General features: G+C 50.4%; 16 protein-coding genes and 1 pseudogene. 6 read left to right on the top strand and 11 right to left on the bottom strand.

All coding sequences use genetic code 11. The features are described 5' to 3' along the window. Positions 1-28 precede the first annotated feature (28 nt). On the bottom strand, positions 29-874 hold the full coding sequence (gene nhoA / locus OH663_RS05855; protein ID WP_045443015.1) for an N-hydroxyarylamine O-acetyltransferase: 846 nt from the start codon (positions 872-874) through the stop codon (positions 29-31). 146 nt (positions 875-1,020) lie between these two features. Here nhoA and OH663_RS05850 point away from each other — a divergent pair, with 146 nt between their 5' ends. Both OH663_RS05850 and OH663_RS05845 read left to right on the top strand, forming a co-directional pair. After that, the gene (locus OH663_RS05850; RefSeq protein WP_200010810.1) at positions 1,021-1,593 is read left to right on the top strand and encodes a flavin reductase family protein; all 573 of its coding nucleotides are present in this window, start codon (positions 1,021-1,023) and stop codon (positions 1,591-1,593) included. Positions 1,594-1,796: 203 nt separating this feature from the next. After that, complete coding sequence (locus tag OH663_RS05845) at positions 1,797-3,773, top strand: alkyl/aryl-sulfatase (RefSeq protein ID WP_200010826.1); 1,977 nt, start codon at positions 1,797-1,799, stop codon at positions 3,771-3,773. Between the two features lie 39 nt (positions 3,774-3,812). Here the strand turns inward: OH663_RS05845 and pptA are convergent, their stop codons facing one another. Then, positions 3,813-4,040 carry a tautomerase PptA gene (gene pptA, locus OH663_RS05840; RefSeq protein ID WP_045443023.1) on the bottom strand — a complete coding sequence of 76 codons (228 nt, stop codon included), beginning with the start codon at positions 4,038-4,040 and terminating at the stop codon, positions 3,813-3,815. Positions 4,041-4,076: 36 nt separating this feature from the next. Continuing rightward, positions 4,077-5,012, bottom strand: a complete 936-nt coding sequence (locus tag OH663_RS05835) for a LacI family DNA-binding transcriptional regulator (protein ID WP_045443026.1) — start codon at positions 5,010-5,012, stop codon at positions 4,077-4,079. Between the two features lie 387 nt (positions 5,013-5,399). On the opposite strand from OH663_RS05835, the gene OH663_RS05830 reads away from it, so the two are divergent. Next, positions 5,400-6,596 (top strand): L-talarate/galactarate dehydratase, encoded by a 1,197-nt coding sequence (locus tag OH663_RS05830; RefSeq protein WP_045443029.1) that lies wholly within the window; start codon positions 5,400-5,402, stop codon positions 6,594-6,596. A gap of 74 nt (positions 6,597-6,670) precedes the next feature. Then, positions 6,671-7,981, top strand: coding sequence for an MFS transporter (locus OH663_RS05825; protein WP_200010828.1), 1,311 nt, complete (start codon positions 6,671-6,673; stop codon positions 7,979-7,981). A 65-nt stretch (positions 7,982-8,046) separates the two neighbouring features. On the opposite strand, the gene OH663_RS05820 is transcribed toward OH663_RS05825, so the two are convergent. From OH663_RS05820 to OH663_RS05795, 6 genes and pseudogenes are all read right to left on the bottom strand, one after another. Further along, positions 8,047-8,823 (bottom strand): amino acid ABC transporter ATP-binding protein, encoded by a 777-nt coding sequence (locus OH663_RS05820; RefSeq protein ID WP_200010830.1) that lies wholly within the window; start codon positions 8,821-8,823, stop codon positions 8,047-8,049. Next, positions 8,807-9,733, bottom strand: coding sequence for an amino acid ABC transporter permease (locus tag OH663_RS05815; RefSeq protein WP_045443037.1), 927 nt, complete (start codon positions 9,731-9,733; stop codon positions 8,807-8,809). The genes OH663_RS05820 and OH663_RS05815 overlap by 17 nt, the downstream gene beginning before the upstream one ends. A 9-nt stretch (positions 9,734-9,742) precedes the next feature. Then, positions 9,743-10,252 carry a GNAT family N-acetyltransferase gene (locus OH663_RS05810; RefSeq protein ID WP_045443040.1) on the bottom strand — a complete coding sequence of 170 codons (510 nt, stop codon included), beginning with the start codon at positions 10,250-10,252 and terminating at the stop codon, positions 9,743-9,745. A gap of 10 nt (positions 10,253-10,262) precedes the next feature. Further along, positions 10,263-12,535: pseudogene (locus OH663_RS05805) on the bottom strand (NtaA/DmoA family FMN-dependent monooxygenase). Between the two features lie 26 nt (positions 12,536-12,561). Continuing rightward, complete coding sequence (locus OH663_RS05800) at positions 12,562-13,683, bottom strand: amidohydrolase (protein ID WP_045443050.1); 1,122 nt, start codon at positions 13,681-13,683, stop codon at positions 12,562-12,564. Next, on the bottom strand, positions 13,683-14,681 hold the full coding sequence (locus OH663_RS05795) for an MsnO8 family LLM class oxidoreductase (RefSeq protein ID WP_200010837.1): 999 nt from the start codon (positions 14,679-14,681) through the stop codon (positions 13,683-13,685). Before OH663_RS05795 ends, OH663_RS05800 begins: the two co-directional genes overlap by 1 nt. Positions 14,682-15,211: 530 nt before the next feature. Between OH663_RS05795 and OH663_RS05790 the strand changes: the two genes are divergently transcribed. Both OH663_RS05790 and ansP read left to right on the top strand, forming a co-directional pair. Continuing rightward, on the top strand, positions 15,212-16,753 hold the full coding sequence (locus OH663_RS05790) for a methyl-accepting chemotaxis protein (RefSeq protein WP_048221422.1): 1,542 nt from the start codon (positions 15,212-15,214) through the stop codon (positions 16,751-16,753). Between the two features lie 305 nt (positions 16,754-17,058). After that, positions 17,059-18,501 (top strand): L-asparagine permease, encoded by a 1,443-nt coding sequence (ansP, locus tag OH663_RS05785; protein ID WP_045443068.1) that lies wholly within the window; start codon positions 17,059-17,061, stop codon positions 18,499-18,501. Between the two features lie 46 nt (positions 18,502-18,547). Here the strand turns inward: ansP and OH663_RS05780 are convergent, their stop codons facing one another. Together OH663_RS05780 and yncE are read right to left on the bottom strand one after the other, a co-directional pair. Next, positions 18,548-18,769, bottom strand: a complete 222-nt coding sequence (locus OH663_RS05780) for a YgdI/YgdR family lipoprotein (protein ID WP_045443071.1) — start codon at positions 18,767-18,769, stop codon at positions 18,548-18,550. 136 nt (positions 18,770-18,905) lie between these two features. Then, positions 18,906-19,967 (bottom strand): 7-bladed beta-propeller protein YncE, encoded by a 1,062-nt coding sequence (gene yncE, locus OH663_RS05775; protein WP_200010839.1) that lies wholly within the window; start codon positions 19,965-19,967, stop codon positions 18,906-18,908. Positions 19,968-20,586 lie beyond the last annotated feature (619 nt).

The raw sequence follows: 20,586 nt of genomic DNA, 5'->3' as shown, positions 1-20,586 counted from the left end.
CTGTCATCCGGCTATATTCCGCTTCGCGCTATTTTCCTGCCTCCGGATGGGTATCAAACGCAGCCATCACCGTGGCCAGTTCTGCCTCAGTAAATCCGTGTTTTGCATCGTCAACACCCAGATCAAAGCGTTCCTGCAATAGCATATACAGGCTGGCGACATCGGGTACATTCATCTGCTCGACCGCATGACCGTCCTGGTAATGGGTAAAGTGAAAATTGGTTAACGTCAGCTTACCCCCGTCCGGCAGATGGCGGCACATCAGCAGATGATGACGAAAATGCGATTGTGGCCAGTGTGCTGACCAAAAATTGCCCATCACATAATCGCTCTGGTGCTGCATGACGAGATCAAAGTGGTACATTGATTGCCAGTGTTCATGGTGTCGGAACTGCAGGATCCAGTCCTCCCCCTCCTGAATCAGGCGATACTCACCGTGCGGTGTCTGCTGTTCCAGGTTAGCCTGCAACCGAATAGGCGCCGTCAGCGTTTGTCCGCCAAATCCTACGTCGGCAATCCACTGCTCTCCCTGCAACTCAACCAGTAGCAGGCGATGAGTACGTGGCGGCAGGGTTGATGGATTCGCCAGTACCACACGTCCGAGTAAACTGCGCACCGTAAAACCTGTCTCCCGCAGTGCTCGCTCAAGTACTCCGTTTTGTTCAAAGCAATACCCGCCACGACGAGCGTTCACCAGCTTCTCTTCCAGAGCCAGATCGTCGAGCTGTATCTCTCGCGGTAGCAACACATCCAGATTTTCAAACGGAATAGCGGCGTTATGCAGTAAATGCAGTCTCTTCAAAGTGTTAATGTCGACTGCTGGCGTACCTGACCAGCCAATACGGGAAAAATAGGCTTTTAAAAAAGGCGTCATATAGCGTTCCTGTTTGTTCAATGTTGTACTTATAACGCATTTTTAATTTTACGCCGGCGATTTTGTGCGCTGGGTCTTGTTGTGGGATGACAAAATCGCTAATACCGTTAATTATGACGCTGTTTTTATCTTTCAGAGGAGTCGCCATGAGTCATTTTCATCCAGTTGAATTGCATCATGCCAGTCGGCTGTTGAATCACGGCCCAACCATTTTGATTACCAGTCGGGACTCGACGACAGAACGCCGTAATGTGATGGCAGCAGCATGGTCAATGCCCGTTGAGTTTGAGCCACCACGCATAGCCATTGTGGTGGATAAGACTGCCTGGTCGCGCGAACTCATTGAACGCAGCGGCATGTTTGGCATTGTTATCCCGGGCGTTGCGGCAACCAACTGGACCTACGCCGTGGGAAGCGTGTCCGGTCGTGAGGAAGATAAATTCAACTGCTACGGTATCCCGGTGATAAATGGTCCAGTGCTTGGCTTACCGGTGATAGAGACAAAATGTCTGGCCTGGATGGAGTGTCGCCTGCTGCCAGCGACATCTGCACAGGAGAAATACGACACCTTGTTTGGCGAAGTGGTTTCAGCCGCAGCGGACGAGCGCGTATTCATCGACGGTCGCTGGCAGTTTGATGATGACAAACTCAATACCCTGCATCATCTGGGTGCAGGCACGTTTATTATTAGTGGGAAACGTATCACTGCAGGCGAGTAATAGTGCATTTACCGATGGCAGTGAACGACTGCCATCCTGGTCTTATTTAATCTAAAGCCTAATAATCCCACCCTTCCTTGCCGATTCATTAACGCCAGTTATAGTTAATCTTGCACTAACCCAAATATCTATTCAAAACACTATCCGTAAAAGCAGCATCCCCCTTAACACTGTACTTCGTGAAGTATCAGAGAGGTTTTACGATGCAACTTAATAGAATCGCGAAATGTTTTATTCTTGCTGGGTTATTAACATCTTTCTCTGTTCCTCTTATGGCCGCAGAAGCACCAAAAGACGCTACTGCATCCACGCAACAAGCTAACAATGCGCTCTACAACCAACTTCCTTTTGACGATAACACTGACTTTACCGATGCCCATAAAGGCTTTATCGCCCCTATCCCCCAGGAAACGATTAAAGGCGAACAAGGCAACGTGATCTGGGATCCGCAGCAGTACACGTTTATTAAAGAAGGTGACAAAGCCCCGGACTCAGTGAATCCCAGCCTGTGGCGGCAGGCTCAGTTAATCAACATCAGTGGCTTGTTTGAAGTAACCGAGGGTGTGTATCAGATCCGTAACCTCGATCTTTCAAACATGACGATTATCGAAGGTAAAGAAGGCATAACCGTTGTCGATCCACTGGTCTCAGCTGAAACAGCTAAAGTCGGTATGGATCTTTATTTTAAAAATCGCGGTAATAAGCCCGTCGTCGCCGTCATTTATACTCACAGTCATGTAGATCACTACGGTGGCGTACGCGGTGTGGTCGACGAAGCGGATGTAAAATCAGGAAAAGTGAAGATCTATGCGCCTTCGGGCTTTATGGAAGCCGCAGTTGCCGAAAATATAATGGCCGGGAACGTAATGAGCCGTCGAGCCAGCTATATGTATGGCAACCTGTTGAAACCTGATACCAAAGGCCAGGTTGGTGCCGGGCTGGGTACCACAACATCTGCGGGTACAGTCACCCTGATTGCACCAACCAATATCATTGAGAAAGACGGGCAAAAAGAGGTTATAGACGGTTTAACCTATGACTTTATGCTGGCGCCAGGCTCAGAAGCTCCATCAGAAATGTTATGGTTTATCGAAGAGAAAAAACTTATTGAATCGGCAGAGGATGTCACACATACCCTGCACAATACCTACTCTTTGCGTGGCGCAAAAATACGTGAACCACTGCCCTGGTCTAAATACATCAATGAAGCCATCGTTCGCTGGGGAGACAAAGCGGAAATCCTGATGGCCCAACACCACTGGCCAACCTGGGGTAATGACAACGTGGTGAAGCTGCTCAAGAGCCAGCGTGACCTGTATCGATACATCAATGACCAGACGCTACGTATGGCGAACGAAGGCCTGACCCGCGACGAAATAGCCGCTAACTTCAAGCTGCCTGATTCACTGGCGCATACATGGGCTAACCGCGGTTACTACGGTTCTGTCAGCCATGATGTGAAAGCTACCTATGTGCTTTATCTCGGCTGGTTTGACGGTAACCCGGCGACGCTGGATGAACTGCCGCCGGAAGACGCCGCGAAAAAGTACGTCGATTATATGGGCGGTGCGGATGCCATACTGCAGAAAGCAAAAAACGACTATGACCAGGGTAACTATCGTTGGGTGGCACAGGTCGTGAGCAAAGTGGTGTTCGCCGATCCGAACAATCAGGCGGCCCGCAATCTGGAAGCTGACGCGCTGGAACAATTAGGATATCAGGCAGAGTCCGGCCCGTGGCGTAACTTCTATCTCACCGGTGCGCAAGAGTTACGTAACGGCGTGGTTAAAGGACCAACCCCGAATACCGCCAGCCCGGATACCGTACGGGCGATGACGCCAGAAATGTTTTTCGACTACCTGGCGGTACATATTAATGGACAGAAAGCTGGTGATGCGAAATCCGTATTCAACATAGATCTCGGTAACGACGGAGGAAAATACAAGCTGGAGCTGGAAAATGGCGTTCTGAATCATACTGCCAATGCTGAAGCGAAAGAGGCTGACACGACTATCACTCTTAGCCGCGATACGTTGAACAAAATCATCCTCAAGGACATAACCCTGAAGCAGGCTGAAGAAAGCGGTGATGTGAAGATAACCGGCGACAGTGCCAAACTCGAGGCTATGCTTGGCTATATGGATAAATTCGAATTCTGGTTCAATATTGTCACACCGTAAATATATTATTAAACGGGCGGCCTTCCCGCCCGTTTAATCTCACATACTGTAGCCCGGTTTTTTTATCAGCGTCGCCATCTGGGGCGCGATTTGCTCATCCCACACAATTTGCCATGCATCCGGCTCAATTTCATTGAGCGCCACGCTCACCGAGCTCTCTTTACTTTGCAGATGGCGAATGATGACCTCGGTTATATCCGCAGCCAGCGCGGATTTTTGTTCGTCATTCAGGTCGCGGGGAAAACATTTAATATCCACGTGCGGCATAGCAGGTTCCTTATTGTCTGTATTCGGGCAGGTATCTTATGCGGACTCTCGTTCTACCAGATGGAAGCCAACATCAATAATATCGTCATCACGCGCAATATTTTCAATACGGTCGGCAAGCAGCGAGGCGGCACGTTGTCCGATAGCGCGTCGGTCTACGCTGACTGTGGTAATCGAGGGCCGATTGCTGGCGGCAAAATCGAGATCGCCAAAACCAATCACCGCTAAATCTTGCGGGACCCTCAAACCACGGCTTTCTGCCTCCATGATAGCCCCCTGTGCGAGAGTGTCTGAACTACAGACAATGACGTCAAACTCACCCTCGGTAAAAAGCTGGGTCAGGCCACTACGACCAAGGGACAAAGAGGCCGGAAGCGGGACATCCACTTGTGGGACAGAGGAAATCTCATGTCGGCTCAGAACATCGCACAACCCTTGTTTACGCTGACCCGCCCGACGATCGGCCGTCCACAGTAAACCAGGACGACGATAGCCTTTCTTAATGATGTATTCCGCCACTGCCTGCCCCACTTTTTCGTGAGAGAACCCCACCAGCATGTCGACAGGCGTTGGCGTTAAATCCCAGATTTCCACCACCGGAATGGCAGCATTCAGGATCACTTTTTTCAGCTCAGCAGTATGGTGGATCCCGGTGAGTACGATGCCATCAGGCCGACGTGATAACAGTGCAGCCACCAGTTCGGCTTCGGTTTGCTGCGTGTATCCGGCCACACACAACAATATGTGATAACCACGCTCAGCCAGTTCATCACTCAACGACTGGATAGTATCAACAAACATGTTGTTGTTTATTTGCGGCACCACCACAGCAATAAGTTTACTTCGACGTGACGCCAGCCCCCCTGCCAGAGCGTTAGGAATATAGCCCGTAGCGCGCACGGCAAGCATCACTTTTTCTACCGTTTTCGGCCGTACCAGTTGCGGGGTATTCAGTGCCCGACTCACCGTCATAGGAGACAACCCAGCGGTACGGGCAACATCTTCCAGCGTGGGTGCGCGCGAAGGTCTGGAGTTTTTCACTGTCGATACCCTTGTAAAAATCGCCGATTAAGTTGTGCATTATTCATCATGAAATCGACCAATGCCAGCGACCTTCTTTTTTACGTTGAGAAAACAGCGGCTTAGCATAGCTTTATCACTTGAAATGTTAACGCAATCATTTGTATTTGTGCATTTTCACACAAAGTATTGGAATGTGACATTACTTACAATAGCACGGCCTTTTATCTCTTGGTTTGTGATCGATTGTTCAAATCAAAAGCAATTCGCTGGCTTAATGATTGCGCCACCATTAAAAATGTTAGCGCAATCATTTATTCATCACCAGGAGAGAATAATATGTCTTTAAGTGCTAATTCCGACGCCGTGACCTATGCCAAAACGGTGAATACTAAAACCGCTGCTGAAACCGGCGATCGTATTGAGTGGGTTAAGCTATCTCTGGCATTTCTTCCGCTGGCAACGCCAGTCAGCGATGCAAAAGTGCTTACGGGTCGCCAGAAACCGTTAACTGAAGTGGCGATTATCATCGCGGAGATCCGCAGTCGTGATGGTTTCGAGGGCGTAGGATTCAGCTATTCCAAGCGAGCGGGTGGCCAGGGGATTTATGCCCACGCGAAAGAAATTGCCGATAACCTGCTGGGAGAAGATCCAAACGATATTGACAAGATCTACACCAAGTTACTGTGGGCAGGCGCTTCCGTAGGTCGTAGTGGAATGGCGGTACAGGCCATCTCCCCTATCGATATTGCTCTGTGGGATATGAAAGCCAAACGCGCAGGCCTGCCGCTGGCAAAACTGTTGGGCGCACACCGCGACTCCGTCCAGTGTTACAACACCTCTGGTGGATTCCTGCATACACCGCTGGATCAGGTGCTCAAAAACGTCGTTATCTCTCGTGAAAACGGTATTGGCGGTATCAAGCTGAAAGTCGGACAACCTAACTGTGCCGAGGATATTCGCCGTTTAACCGCAGTGCGTGAAGCACTGGGTGATGAATTCCCGCTGATGGTGGACGCGAATCAACAGTGGGATCGCGAAACGGCTATCCGCATGGGTCGTAAAATGGAACAATTCAATCTGATCTGGATTGAAGAGCCGCTGGATGCCTACGATGTAGAAGGTCACGCACAGCTTGCCGCCGCGCTTGATACCCCTATTGCCACCGGTGAAATGTTAACCAGCTTTCGCGAGCATGAACAGCTGATCCTCGGTAACGCCAGCGACTTTGTACAGCCAGATGCGCCACGCGTAGGCGGTATTTCACCCTTCCTCAAAATTATGGATCTGGCCGCCAAGCATGGCCGTAAGCTTGCCCCACACTTTGCAATGGAAGTTCACCTGCATCTGTCTGCCGCCTACCCGCTGGAGCCATGGCTGGAACATTTCGAATGGCTGAATCCGTTATTTAATGAACAACTTGAACTGCGCGATGGCCGTATGTGGGTTTCCGATCGTCATGGTCTGGGCTTCAGCATTAGCGAACAGGCGCGACGCTGGACGCAATTAACCTGCGAGTTTGGCAAACGCCCGTAACGTATCTGGCGGGAAATAAAAACCCGCCCTCTTCCCTACATATACGCTCTCAAACCTAATGACAGGAGTGGGTGATGAATACAATAATAAAGCGCACTAAAGTGCGTTACAGCATCCTGATATTTCTATTTCTTGCCACAGTATTTAATTACGCTGACCGTGCGACGTTATCCGTCGTCGCGCCAATTATGAGTAAGGAACTCGGGTTTGATCCCGAAGCCATGGGGCTGGCCTTCTCAGCCTTTGGTATTTCTTACGTTATTATGCAATTACCCGGCGGTTGGTTACTGGACCGTTACGGTTCCCGCCTGGTGTATGGATGTGCATTGATCGGCTGGTCACTGGTGACCATGTTTCAGGGCACTATCTATCTCTATGCAAGTCCGCTTGTTGTACTGATTATCCTGCGTCTGATGATGGGAGCCATCGAAGCGCCTGCATTCCCAGCCAACAGTCGTTTAAGCGTGCAGTGGTTTCCCAATAGCGAGCGAGGTTTTGTCACATCGGTCTACCAGGCCGCACAATATATTTCGCTAGGTATTATTACGCCGCTGATGACCATTATTTTGCATAATCTGAGCTGGCATTTTGTCTTTTATTACATCGGGGCGATTGGCGTTATTCTTGGCATATTCTGGTTGGTTAAAGTCAAAGACCCTATGCACCATCCTAAAGTGAACCAACAGGAAATTGATTATATTCGTGCTGGCGGTGGCGAACCATCGTTGGGAAATAAAAAGGAACCGCAAAAAATCACCCTGGCGCAAATTAAAAGCGTCTGTGTCAACCGGATGATGATTGGCGTTTATATTGGTCAATTCTGTGTCACCTCGATAACTTGGTTTTTCCTGACCTGGTTCCCGACCTATCTGTATCAGGCTAAAGGGATGTCGATCCTCAAAGTGGGATTTATCGCCAGTATCCCTGCGATTGCCGGATTCATTGGTGGATTGCTGGGCGGGGTCTTCTCTGACTGGCTCTTGAAACGCGGCTACAGTCTGACTGTCGCCCGTAAGTTGCCGGTCATCTGCGGCATGTTACTCTCCTGCGTCATCGTTATCGCCAACTATACCTCTTCAGAATTTGTGGTTATCGCTGCAATGAGTCTGGCCTTTTTCGCCAAAGGCTTTGGCAATCTTGGCTGGTGCGTACTCAGCGATACCTCGCCAAAAGAGGTGTTGGGCATTGCCGGAGGTGTGTTCAATATGTGTGGCAATATGGCCAGTATTATTACCCCGCTGGTTATCGGCATTATTCTGTCTAATACCCAGTCATTTGATTACGCCATTCTGTACGTTGGTTCAATGGGACTGATTGGCCTGATTTCTTATCTGTTTATCGTAGGGCCATTGGATCGCATAACGTTGGCACCTTCTGCCGCTTAATTTAACCGTATGGCGATATTTCGCCCGCTGTTCCGGGATTTGCACTCCTGCGGAACAGCGTTTTTTTACGATAACACCTTCGACAAGAACTGCTGTGTTCGCGTATGACGAGGATGGTTCAGTACCTGCTCGCTGCTCCCTTGCTCCACGATTTTGCCATCGACCATAAACACGACCTGATCCGCCACTTCCCGGGCAAAACCAATTTCGTGGGTCACAACGACCAGTGTGGTTCCCGATTGCGCCAGTGCTTTAATCACATCAAGCACTTCGCCTACCAGCTCAGGATCAAGCGCAGAGGTTGGTTCGTCAAACAGCATTACACGTGGATTTAACGCCAGCGCGCGGGCAATAGCGATACGTTGCTGCTGCCCACCAGACAAGTGCCGAGACCAGGCATCAGCTTTATGACGCAGCCCAACCGCATCCAGTAATGTCAATGCCCTCTCAGTGGCGGCTTTACGCGACGCCAGCCCGTGCGCAATCGGCGCTTCAATCAGGTTTTCCAGCACGGTTAAGTGTGGGAACAAATTAAAGTTCTGGAAGACATAGCCAACGTTGACGCGCTGGCGCAGGATCTCCGCCTCTTTAAGTTCATACAACCTGTCGCCCTGTCGGCGGTAGCCAATATAGTCGCCATCAATCTGAATAAATCCCTCGTCGACGCGTTCGAGATGGTTAATTGCCCGCAATAGCGTTGATTTTCCCGACCCTGAAGGTCCGAGAATAACCGTTACCGTACCTGGAAGGATCTCAAGAGAAACATTATCCAGCGCTTTATGGCGCCCGAAGTATTTACTGACGCTGGTAATTGAAATATGACCATCAGGCGAGTGGGACATGGACAGCCTCCTGCGACGGGATTTGACGACTACGTTTAACCGCACGGCTAGCGCGAGTGGTATTTATTGCTGAACGTCGCTCGCTGCGTGCCAGTGCGCGCTCGACCAGATGTTGAATGAGCGACAGGACGCTGGTAATGACCAGATACCACACGGCCCCGACCATCAGCAGCGGGATCACTTCCTGCGTGCGGTTGTAGATCATCTGGATGGTATAAAACAGCTCCGGCATCGCCAGCACATAAACCATCGCAGTCCCCTTTGCCAGACTGATAATTTCATTGAATCCTGAGGGTAAAATGGTTCGCAATGCCTGTGGCAGGATGATACGCAGTGTCCGACGCCAGGCTGGAAGTCCCAGCGCGGCGGCAGCTTCATACTGACCGTGATCAACCCCGAGAAAACCGCCACGGATAATTTCGGCGGTATAGGCACTTTGCACCAGCGTCAGGCCAACTACCGCAGTGGAAAACTGACCGAGTACATTGATGGTTTCAAAACTACCCCACTGAACAGCGGTGAAGGGAATCCCAATCGTCAGCGTGTCGTACAGATAAGAGAAGTTGTACAGGATAATCAGCACCACGATCAGCGGCAACGATCGGAACAACCAGATATATCCCCACGCCAGTCCGTTCAATAGCCAGGACGATGAAAGTCTGGCCAGTGCCAGTAAACCACCAAAAATAATGCTCAACAACGTGCCGATAAGCGTTAGCAATAACGTTTGCCCAAGGCCAGACAAAATGACCGGATCAAAAAACCAGCGGGCAAATACGCTCCATTCCCAACGGGGATTAAACGCCACCGACTGGATAATCACCGCCAGCACAAACAGAGCCACTATCGCGCCAGCGGTGCGCAGCGGATAACGCGCGGGTACGACTTTGATGGTTTCAGTCGTTTTCATTTTCTCTCCTCAGGCTATTTTTGCCTGACCTGCGATGGTCAACAGTTTGGTAAAGCGCAGTCGTCCATCGAATGGCGGTTGACTGTACTCTTCAGGATCGCGTGCAATATCGAATTGCGGATCGTAGCCCTGGCGTAAATAGAGCTGAACGGCTTCCGGCTGGCGAAACCCCGTCGTCAGGTAGATGCGGCTGTAGCCCGCGAGCAATGCCCTGCGTTCCAGCTCCTGCACAACTCGTCCCGCAAGCCCTTGCTTACGCAGGGTACTTTTGGTCCATATGCGCTTAATCTCTGCGGTATCAGCGTTGTAGGGTTTGTAAGCGCCGGTAGCGATAATTTCGCCGTCGCGCTCCAGCACCACAAAAATCCCCTGCGGTGCCAGATACCATTCGGTTAACTCCACTTCGGCATCACGGGAAAAATAGTCACCATAGCGTGAGGCATATTCGCCAAACAGACCGTTAAGGATCGGCTGCAGCTCCGCAGCTTCTGGCGACACCACGCGGAATTCATCGCTCATACAGGTCTCCTTAATCGCCTAAACCCGCCGGATTAATTTCGGATTGCGGGATACGTTCAACCCCTTCTCCCCAGCGGTTCAGCACTTTGTCATAGTCACCATTGCCAATCACACCGTTAAGCGCGGTTTGTACCGGCTGCACTAAACCGCTGTCTTTTTTCAGCGTTACCGCGATATGCGCCGCCTTCGGCCATCCTCCATCCACGCTGCCGACCAGTTGCGTTTTACCGTTGAGAGCGGCTTTCCAGGCACCGATGACGTTAGGACCAAAATAGGCATCAGCACGGCCTGACTGCAGGGCCAGCGTCTGGGCGGCATCATCTTTGGTATACACCGGAGTAAACGGCTTTAATCCGTTCTTCAGGTTTTCTTCGTTCCACGCCAACAAAATGGCTTCCTGATTTGTGCCGGAACCGACAATAATGCGCAGACCTGCAATATCTTCTGCTTTCTCAATTTTTGTCAGCTGGCTGCCGGTTTTGACATAAAAACCGAGGGAATCTTTGCGATAGGTAGCAAAATCAAACTTCTCTTTGCGCGCCTTGGTCACGGTAATATTGCTGATTGCGGCATCATATTTGCCGGATGTCACGCCCAGCGGCCAGTCTTCCCACGACGTCGGCACGACGTTCAACTCCAGTCCCAGACTGTCGGCAACCAGGCGGGCAATATCGGCTTCACTGCCGATTAGCGTTTTATTGTCATCCGCAAAAACGGTCAGCGGCGGCTGACTCAGCCCGGCAATCGCCACGGTGAATTTGCCCGGTACAGCGAGGCGCAGGTTGGCGGGTAATTGCGCGATCGCCTGCGGGTTTTTCGCCGTATTGATAGGGGTTTTATTGGCTTCCAGGCTGACGCCTGTACCATTAATCGTGACGTCATTTGCCCAGACTGAGGCGCTGAAAGCCAGTGACAGCGCGAGAAGTAATGTTTTTTTCTGCATAGCGTTTTTTCTCTTATTGTGTGAGTTTATTGTGTGAATTGATTTGCCGGTGCCGCTAACCCCAGACTTTCGCGCAGGGTTGTGCCAGGGTATTCATAACGGAACAGGCCACGCGCCTGGAGCACCGGAATCACCTGCTCAACAAAGCGTGGGAAGGTATCCGGCGTTCCGCCCTGGATGATAAAACCGTCTGCCGCTTTCTCGTCGAACCACTGCTGTAAGCCATCTGCTACCTGTTCTGGCGTACCGCTAAAACGGGGACGAGGGCTGGCAGCCTCCAGCGCAACCTGCCGCAACGTTAGCCCGCGTTCCCGCGCATTACGCTTGATTTCATCGGTGGTGCTACGAAAGCTGTTTTGCCCCAGATCGCCGATATCCGGGAATGGCGCATCCAGTGGATATTGTGCAAAATCGTGATGTTCAAAATAGCGACCCAGGTAATTCAGTGCGTCGGTAACAGAAACCAACGCGGCGGTGGTTTGATATTGCTGCTCAACATCCTGTTCACTGTCGCCAACAATAACGCTGACGCCCTGAAAAATATGCAACTCATCAGGACGACGCCCGGTGAGCGCTAATTGGTTTTTTACATCCTGATAAAATGCTTTGGCCTCGGCCAGTGAATCCTGATGGGTAAAAATAGCATCAGCATGCTGCGCTGCTAATTTTTTGCCATCTGCAGAAGCACCAGCCTGAAATATAATTGGGCGTCCCTGCGGTGTGCGGGCAATGTTTAACGGGCCGGCAACCTGAAAATAATCGCCGTGATGATTTAGCGTGTGCAGTTTCTGCGGATTAAAAAATTCACCACTGGCTTTATTACGGATAAACGCGTCGTCTTCCCATGAGTCCCACAGACCTTTCACCACCTGCAAATATTCGTCAGCAATGCGGTAACGCTGGGCATGTTCAGGATGCTGTGCACGGGAATAGTTCTTTGCCGATCCTTCCAGTGGCGATGTCACCACGTTCCATCCGGCCCGCCCCTGGCTGAGGTGGTCGAGGCTGGCAAACTGGCGCGCTGTGGTAAAAGGCTCGCTGTATGATGTCGATACCGTCCCGACCAACCCAAGATTGCGGGTAATACTGGCCAGCGCAGATAATACCGTTAACGGTTCAAATCGATTTAAAAAATGCGGAATAGATTTTTCATTAATATACAGCCCGTCAGCGACAAAAATAAAATCCAGTTTACCTTGCTCAGCAATTAACGCCGTTTCTTTAACGAATTCAAAATTAATACTGGCATCGGCCTGTGCAGCCGGATGACGCCATGCGGACATATTACCTGACGCACCGTGCAGAATAGTACCCAGCCGTAGTTGCCGATTTTTAGCCATAGTAACCCCTTACCCAACAGGTAAAATTAAAGATGTTCGAATGCCGTTTTTGCTAAATGGGCAAAATAATTCGCGGCGGGTTCAATTAATCGTTCGTCCGGATTAAATCCCGGATGGTGTAGTCCATATTCACTGGCGCTACCGATACTGACAAATGCGCCAGGCGTATTTTGTAGATAGACCGCAAAATCTTCGCCCCCCATATGGAGATCGGCTTTGTGCGTGGTATAGCCGGACTTTTTTGCCACGTTGGTGGCAATATCGGCCCAGTATGTGTCGTTGACCAACGCACTCGGTCCGGCATGCCAGATAACATCAATTTGTGCGCCAAAAGCGTGAGCAAATCCGGCGGCGATATCGCTCACTCGCTTTTTGACCTGCTGCTGAACTTCAGTGCGATGTGTCCTGAGCGTCCCTTCCAACTCGACAAATTCTGGCAGGACGTTCCACGTATTTCCGCCCTGAATCCGGGTCACGCTCAGTACCACTGAATCTAGCGTATTAACCTCCCGACTGGCAACGCTTTGCAATACCGTCACCAACTGGCTGGCGAGCAGAATGGCATCTTTACCTTCGTGTGGACGTGCGGCATGTGCGCCTTTACCCGTAACACGCAGCACAAAGCGATCAACGTTGGCGTAAAAAGCGCCGCCCCGAGTGGCAAACTCGCCTACCGGCAAGCCGGGTTCATTGTGCATGCCAAAAATTGCCGCCACGTTTTGCAGTGCTCCGGCACGGATCAACGTTTTCGCACCACCAAAATTTTCTTCCGCGGGTTGAAACAAAATGCGTACTCGCCCCGGCAAATGGAATTCCTGCTGCTTCAGCAATATTGCCGCACCGAGCATGACGCTGGTGTGGATGTCATGTCCGCAGGCATGCATCACGCCAGGTGTAAGCGAGCGAAACGGAACATCGGCATTTTCTTCTATCGGCAATGCGTCAATATCCGCTCGCAGGGCGATAACTTCTTCTCCCTGACCAATTTCTGCGACCAGACCCGTTTTCAGTTCAAACGGTAAAATAGTGACATCCGCACTGTGCAACCAGTCGCGAATACGGGCCGTCGTCGCCACCTCCTGGAGGGAAAGCTCCGGGTGCTGGTGCAGTTCGCGACGCCAGTTAATAAGCTGTGAGGCGAGCGACATCAGGCGACCTCCACGGCTGCATGGGCTTTTGCTAATAAACGCAAAGATGTCAGACGCGCATGACCTTCCGCCACCGGGGTATCGATAATGAACTCATCAATGCCGTAGTGCGTATGCAGGTCAGTGAGTTTTTCGACCACTTCCTGCGCAGTACCGTGCAACAACGCCTGCTCGCGTCGGGCAATTTTTCGCGGCGCGCTTCCCGCTTGTGCGGCAAAAGCCAGAGCCTGTTCTTCGCTGGCAACCGTGACGCGTTGGCCATCTTCCAGCTCCACGCCCCAGATCTGCACGTTTTCCGCCAGTTGCGCGGCGATCCCGGCACTGTTTGCCACTATCACCTGTACCGCAACAATCGTTGGGCGCGAGCTGTTGTTTTGCCAGTACGTCAGAACATCTCGCAGTAGTGCTTTGTCACCATTAAGATGTGCAGCGAAGATAAAGTTCCAGTCTGAGTCTGCCGCCAACTGCGCGCTTTGAACGCTGGCTCCCAGAACAAATCCTTCCGGGGGTGTGGGTGGAAGCGGTGTCGGGAACACCGTTTGCGCAGTTTCCTTACCGGTCAGCGACAGCCAGCCATTAAGCTGAGACAGCTGATCAGCAAACGTTCCCTTTTCTGTCTGGTTGATGCCCTGCTGTAACGCCTGCGTTGACAGCGGTAATCCTCCAGGCGCTTTCCCCACACCGAGGTCAATGCGACCCGGAGCCAGTGACGCCAGAAGATTGAAATTTTCTGCCACTTTATACGGACTGTAGTGCTGCAGCATGACCCCACCGGACCCCACGCGGATACGCTGTGTTTGCCCGAGGATCCACGCAATCACCAGTTCTGGCGACGGACTGGCGAGCTGCGGCGTATTGTGGTGTTCCGCTATCCAGAAGCGGTGATATCCCCACTCTTCTGCCAGTTGCGCCAGATGAAGCGTCCTGGCAAGGGCAATGGCGGCGGTTTCAGCTTCCCCTACGGGGCTTTTATCAAGAATGCTCAGGCGATATGACATGTTGCAGGCCCATGTTTGTTAACATGTCTTTATTATTAAATTATCAAATAACCATATAGAAACATTTAATTCACATTTGCTCAGCTAAAAAACAGATAACCACCCCTGTTCCCGGCATGGGTAAGATCGCTTCAGAATGGTTTGGTCATTCCTGCACAGGCGATGGCACGATTCAGAAAAAATGTCTTGTTTTTACTGACTACAAAATATAATAGGGTCTCTGTTGAGGGTGAAAATTCAACGACATCATTGCTTATCAATTTTATTTTTGCGGAACTCGCCGGGGCCTAATTTAATTTAAGTCAGTTTAAGTAACTTTTCAGGTTATGCATTTGTATTTATTGTTTCATATTTATGACAGGACACTAATCACCTGCATTAAAATTTTTAATTGAGATACTTTCGCAGAACTGATGATTAGTAGAGAATGCAGCGTTTCTTATTAAAATGGTTTAAAACGGCTTTTTAATATCCCCTGGTATTAATGCGGGGATCTTTGTATGAATTATACATAACATCATGGGGCTTTTATGAAAAGTAACACGCCCGTTACACAAATTGAGCACGAACTTAACGCTAAAGCGACGCTGCTTTCGACGACGGATAAAGAGAGCCATATTACCTATGCGAACTCCGCCTTTATCGATGCCAGTGGCTTTAACGAAAACCAGCTAATGGGCGAGCCGCATAATATTATTCGCCATCCCGATATGCCCCCTGCGGCCTTCGCTGACATGTGGTACACGTTACAGCAGGGGGATAGCTGGACAGGCATGGTGAAAAACCGCCGACAAAATGGCGATCATTACTGGGTCCGTGCAAACGTCACTCCCGTCTGGCACCATGAAAAATTAACCGGCTACATCTCAGTGCGCACAGTTCCTTCGCGAGAAGAAATAACGGCGAGTGAACAACTATATGAAAAAATAAATAACCAGAAATTTAAAGGCTTTCGTCTTTTTAAAGGCATTGTTATTCGCCGTGGCGCAATGGCATGGGCCTCTATGTTTAAATGGTTGAGTATTAGTCAACGCGTCAATTATGCTCTAGTTTTCGTTGCCCTGCTCTCTGCATTATTAATCTTTACCCCAGTGAACGCGTTTATTCAGGCAGGTGGAATGCTGACATTGTTTGTGTTATTTGGTATTTACCTTAAGTATCAAATTTGTCAGCCAGTTAATACTTTGCTCAGCCAAATGAAGAAAGTGGTCTCCGGACGTAAACCCGATAACTGCCATTTAAATCGTGTGGATGAAATCGGGATGTTGATGCGACTGGTTAATCAGTCCGGACTGAATCTGAATTCCCTGGTTGATGACGTCAGTATGCAGATAGCCGGTATTCGCTCTATTAGCCAGCGCGTGTCAAAAGAAGGCATTGCACTGCATACACGTTCCGAAGAAACGTCTGCGGATCTGCAGCAAACAGCGGCCGCCATTGAAGAGATTGGCAGTGCGGTACAGCAAACCGCAGATACCGCAGCTCAAACCATGACAATGGCCGATAAGACCAGCGTTAATGCGACAGAAGGCGGCGATATCATGAAGCAAACTATCGCCATGATGCAGGCCATTTCACGCGACAATAGCCAGATCGTCGATATCATCGGCGTTATCGACAGTATTGCCTTCCAGACCAATATTCTTGCGCTTAATGCTGCCGTCGAGGCTGCGCGCGCCGGAGAGTCCGGACGCGGTTTTGCGGTGGTGGCGGCTGAAGTACGAAATCTGGCACAGCATTCTGCGTCTGCAGCCAAAGAGATCAAGTTGCTTATCGAGAAAAACGTCGCGAACGTTAACTCCGGCGTGAAAATGGTGGAACAGACGGAAACGCATCTGACAGGCATGATTGGCGACGTGTTACAGATGTCGATGATGATCAAAGACATTAGCCTGGCGACACGGGAACAAACTCAGGCGCTGGATCTGATTAATGATTCAATATCGCGCGTAGGTATCATGACCCATAATAATGCCGAAATGGTGGAGCGCGTGACCGACGCCACCGCTGATTTAACTCAGCGTTCGTCACGTTTACAACAGGCGGTCCAGGTCTTTGGCATATCCGCATAAAAGGTATGACGCTCATCATGGTGACAATCACGATGAGCGTATTTTTTATCCCCTCACAGTCCCCGTCCCTTAATTTTGCTGAATCGAGACCACAGCCCGTCAACTCAGGCCGCAGAAAAAAGCGCTTTCTGGCTGGTCAGGCTTTGCGTCACTTATCAATTGAATGTAGGATGCTCGGCCGACAGTTTTCTCCCTGTAACACAATGAAGGGTAACGCTGTTTTCGCCGCGAGCTGACTTTCGTATGGGTCGCTGCAGGTGCGGCAAAAAGGATTTTGTGAATTTACCAGGCCAACAGGAAAAGTAATGAACACACACAACACGCAAGCCGCGGAACAACATGCGGCAAAACGACGCTGGTTGAATGCTCACGAAGAGGGGTATCACAAAGCGATGGGCAACCGGCAGGTACAAATGATCGCCATCGGTGGCGCCATCGGAACCGGGTTATTTTTAGGGGCGGGTGCACGCTTGCAAATGGCCGGTCCCGCTTTGGCGCTGGTCTATCTGGTATGCGGCATTTTTTCGTTCTTTATCCTTCGCGCACTCGGTGAACTGGTATTGCATCGCCCTTCCAGCGGTAGCTTTGTCTCCTACGCTCGTGAATTTCTGGGCGAAAAAGCAGCCTACGTGGCAGGCTGGATGTACTTCATCAACTGGGCAATGACCGGGATCGTTGATATCACTGCGGTGGCACTGTATATGCACTACTGGGGCGCTTTTGGCGACGTGCCACAGTGGGTGTTTGCCCTCGGCGCGCTGGCGATCGTCGGTACCATGAACATGATCGGCGTAAAATGGTTCGCGGAGATGGAGTTCTGGTTTGCGCTGGTGAAAGTATTGGCCATTGTCATTTTTCTGGTGGTCGGTACGGTTTTTTTAGGTACCGGAAAACCTCTGGATGGTAACACTACCGGCTTTCATCTGATCACCGACAATGGCGGCTTCTTCCCGCATGGTCTGTTGCCTGCTCTGGTGCTGGTGCAGGGCGTCGTCTTTGCTTTTGCCTCCATTGAACTGGTGGGTACAGCCGCCGGCGAATGCAAAGATCCGCAAACAATGGTACCAAAAGCGATTAATAGCGTTATCTGGCGAATTGGTCTGTTCTATGTCGGTTCGGTCGTCCTGCTGGTATTGCTGTTGCCCTGGAATGCTTATCAGGCAGGTCAAAGCCCGTTTGTCACTTTCTTCTCAAAGCTCGGCGTGCCGTATATCGGCAGCATTATGAATATTGTGGTGCTCACTGCGGCGCTCTCCAGTCTTAATTCCGGACTGTACTGCACAGGACGCATTTTACGTTCGATGTCGATGGGCGGTTCTGCACCTAAATTTATGGCTAAAATGAGCCGCCAACAGGTGCCCTGGGCCGGGATCCTCGCCACGCTGGTCGTGTATGTCGTAGGGGTTTTCCTTAACTATCTGGTACCTTCGCAGGTTTTCGAGATCGTGCTTAACTTCGCCTCGCTGGGCATCATTGCGTCATGGGGATTCATCGTAGTATGTCAGATGCGTTTGCGTCGGGCGATTAAAGAAGGCAAAGCGGCAGACGTCAGCTTCAAGTTGCCAGGTGCCCCGTTTACTTCGTGGTTAACGCTCTTGTTCCTGCTGACTGTGCTGGTGCTGATGGCATTTGATTATCCGAACGGTACCTGGACTATCGCGTCATTACCGTTGATTGCCATTCTGTTGGTTGCCGGGTGGTTTGGCGTGCGTAAGCGCGTGGCAGAAATCCACCGCACCGCACCGTAACATTTGCGGGGGGATCGGATATCCGGCCTCCCCTTTTTTCTGGCGCTTAGTTAGCTTCAATTAACTGAGCAACATCATTGCTGTTAATTTCCCTCGCGTTCCCATCCTGATCGGTATAACTGGTCATCCCTGTGTCTTTATCCAGCTTCGGTTTACCCTGGGTGACAATGGTTTGTCCGCTTTTCGTCGTCATGACGTAATCAGTGGTACAGCCCGCCAGTGTAAACAACATCACACCCGCACAAAGGCAGATAAATGGCTTTTTCATGGTAATCCCGTGTTATTCAGTTAGCCGTAGAGGACATAGTGTAAGTCCCTGATGTTTGTCAGGCCAGAGATGGGGTGTAACGAGGCGTATCGTGGGGTGTGGATAAATGACTGGAGGGGTTTCCCCCTCCGGGCAATTACAGCGCGATGCGAATAACATCATCCGGCTGAGTCGCTTCCTGCTCGCGTGAAGATTTCTGTTTCACGCTGACATACAAGGTTTTGCCATCACCTGAAAGCGCCAGGCTGTTCGGGAAGGTTGGGGTATCGAATGTTTTGACGACTTTGTAGCTTTTCGCGTCAATCACACTAACTTTACCTGCCTGACGGTGCGTCACGTAGGCTTCGTTACGCGCCGGGTTGAACAGTACGGCCAGAGATTCCGGCGCGGCAACTTTAGCCAGCACGTTGCCGTTACGGGTGTCGATAACCAAAACTTCTGCCGCTTTAGAATCGGTGATAAACGCGCGGTTACCCGCCGTATCCAGGCTCAGGTTGATGAAGAAGTGCTCTTTCCCGTCATCAAGCAGCTTTTTACGGCTGAGAATTTTGTTATCTGCAGTATCGATGGTAATAAACTCGCCATCGGCATTGGTGGTGTACAAGCGTTTGGCCTTACTGTCGATAGCCAGACCGGTGCTCATTTTACCAGTGTTCTGAATAGTGGTTTTCAGTTTGATCGTTTCACCGTCCACAACCCAGATAGCGCTCTCTTTGCCTATTCCGCTAATGTACACCGTGTTGGTAGCATCATCAGCGACCAGTTCACGAGGCTGCAGCGGACGGACATCTTCAGAACGTTTACGATCGTCCAGAACCAGACGCCCTTTCACGTCGCCAGTTTTGGCGTCCAGCGCCGTTACCGCGCTGTTGACGGTGTTACCAAACCATAATGTCTGAGTGGCATTGTTGATCGTGGCACCGAACGGTTTGAGATCGTTATGAATAACCTGGGTCACTTCAAGCGTGACCGGATCAAGGCGATAAACCACCCCGCCCTTATCCAGCTTGCGGCTCTGCGATGTGGCAACCCACAGCGCATTTTCTTGCTGGCTGTACGCCATTTCGTAGGCGCCTTTGCCCACGGCTTTGCGCAGCAGTTCTTCCGCAGCCTGCGTGCTAAATGACGATGCAACGAGCAGTGAACCTAACAGTAAAGAACCACGCAGACGCGGTGAAAACAGATGACGTAAAGACATGACGACTCCCTTTGATAAATTCGTATGTTACTGCTTCACATAGCCTCAATGAGCAAAATCATGGTCTTGCTCTTCTTAAGAATGAGAATAGTAATCATTATTTATCTCAAAGTGGAGTGTTAATTCACTTTTTGGCTACAACCTTCTTAATTTCTCCATGAATGATTGCAGGTTATGCTTTTATGAAACAGAGAACAATTTGCCAGGATACATGATGACGTTCGCCTCATATCCACTGCTTCTCTACGTGTAATGGAGGCTCATTGTCGCCTCCATTACAACTCTGGCTCCTGGCGCGGAAAATCATCGTTGCGCAATTCATTCGTCAGTGGCGGCCTAACCAATGGAGATTCATCTCTGGCATAGCGCAATTTTGTACACGACGCATACGACCCAGTGTTAAATCCTGTCGGCTTTTGTTCTCAAGCGCGTATCACGCTGATTTTGACGGGCGCGCAAAATCGATCTCGATATTTTTAATATTGTTATCTTGCACAGGTAATACGATGAGTTCTCAGCAAATCTCGTCGAAAAATCAATGTATTAAATACAACCATCTTTACTGATTTTCTTTAGTTTCGCCGCATCTGTAAGCCGAATGTTGAAAGTGAAACAAAAT

The organism is Citrobacter sp. Marseille-Q5395 (assembly GCF_947057495.1).
Lineage (GTDB): Bacteria > Pseudomonadota > Gammaproteobacteria > Enterobacterales > Enterobacteriaceae > Citrobacter > Citrobacter murliniae.
Note: the sequence above shows the minus strand (reverse complement) of the source record. Positions and strands in the feature narration are given on the sequence as shown.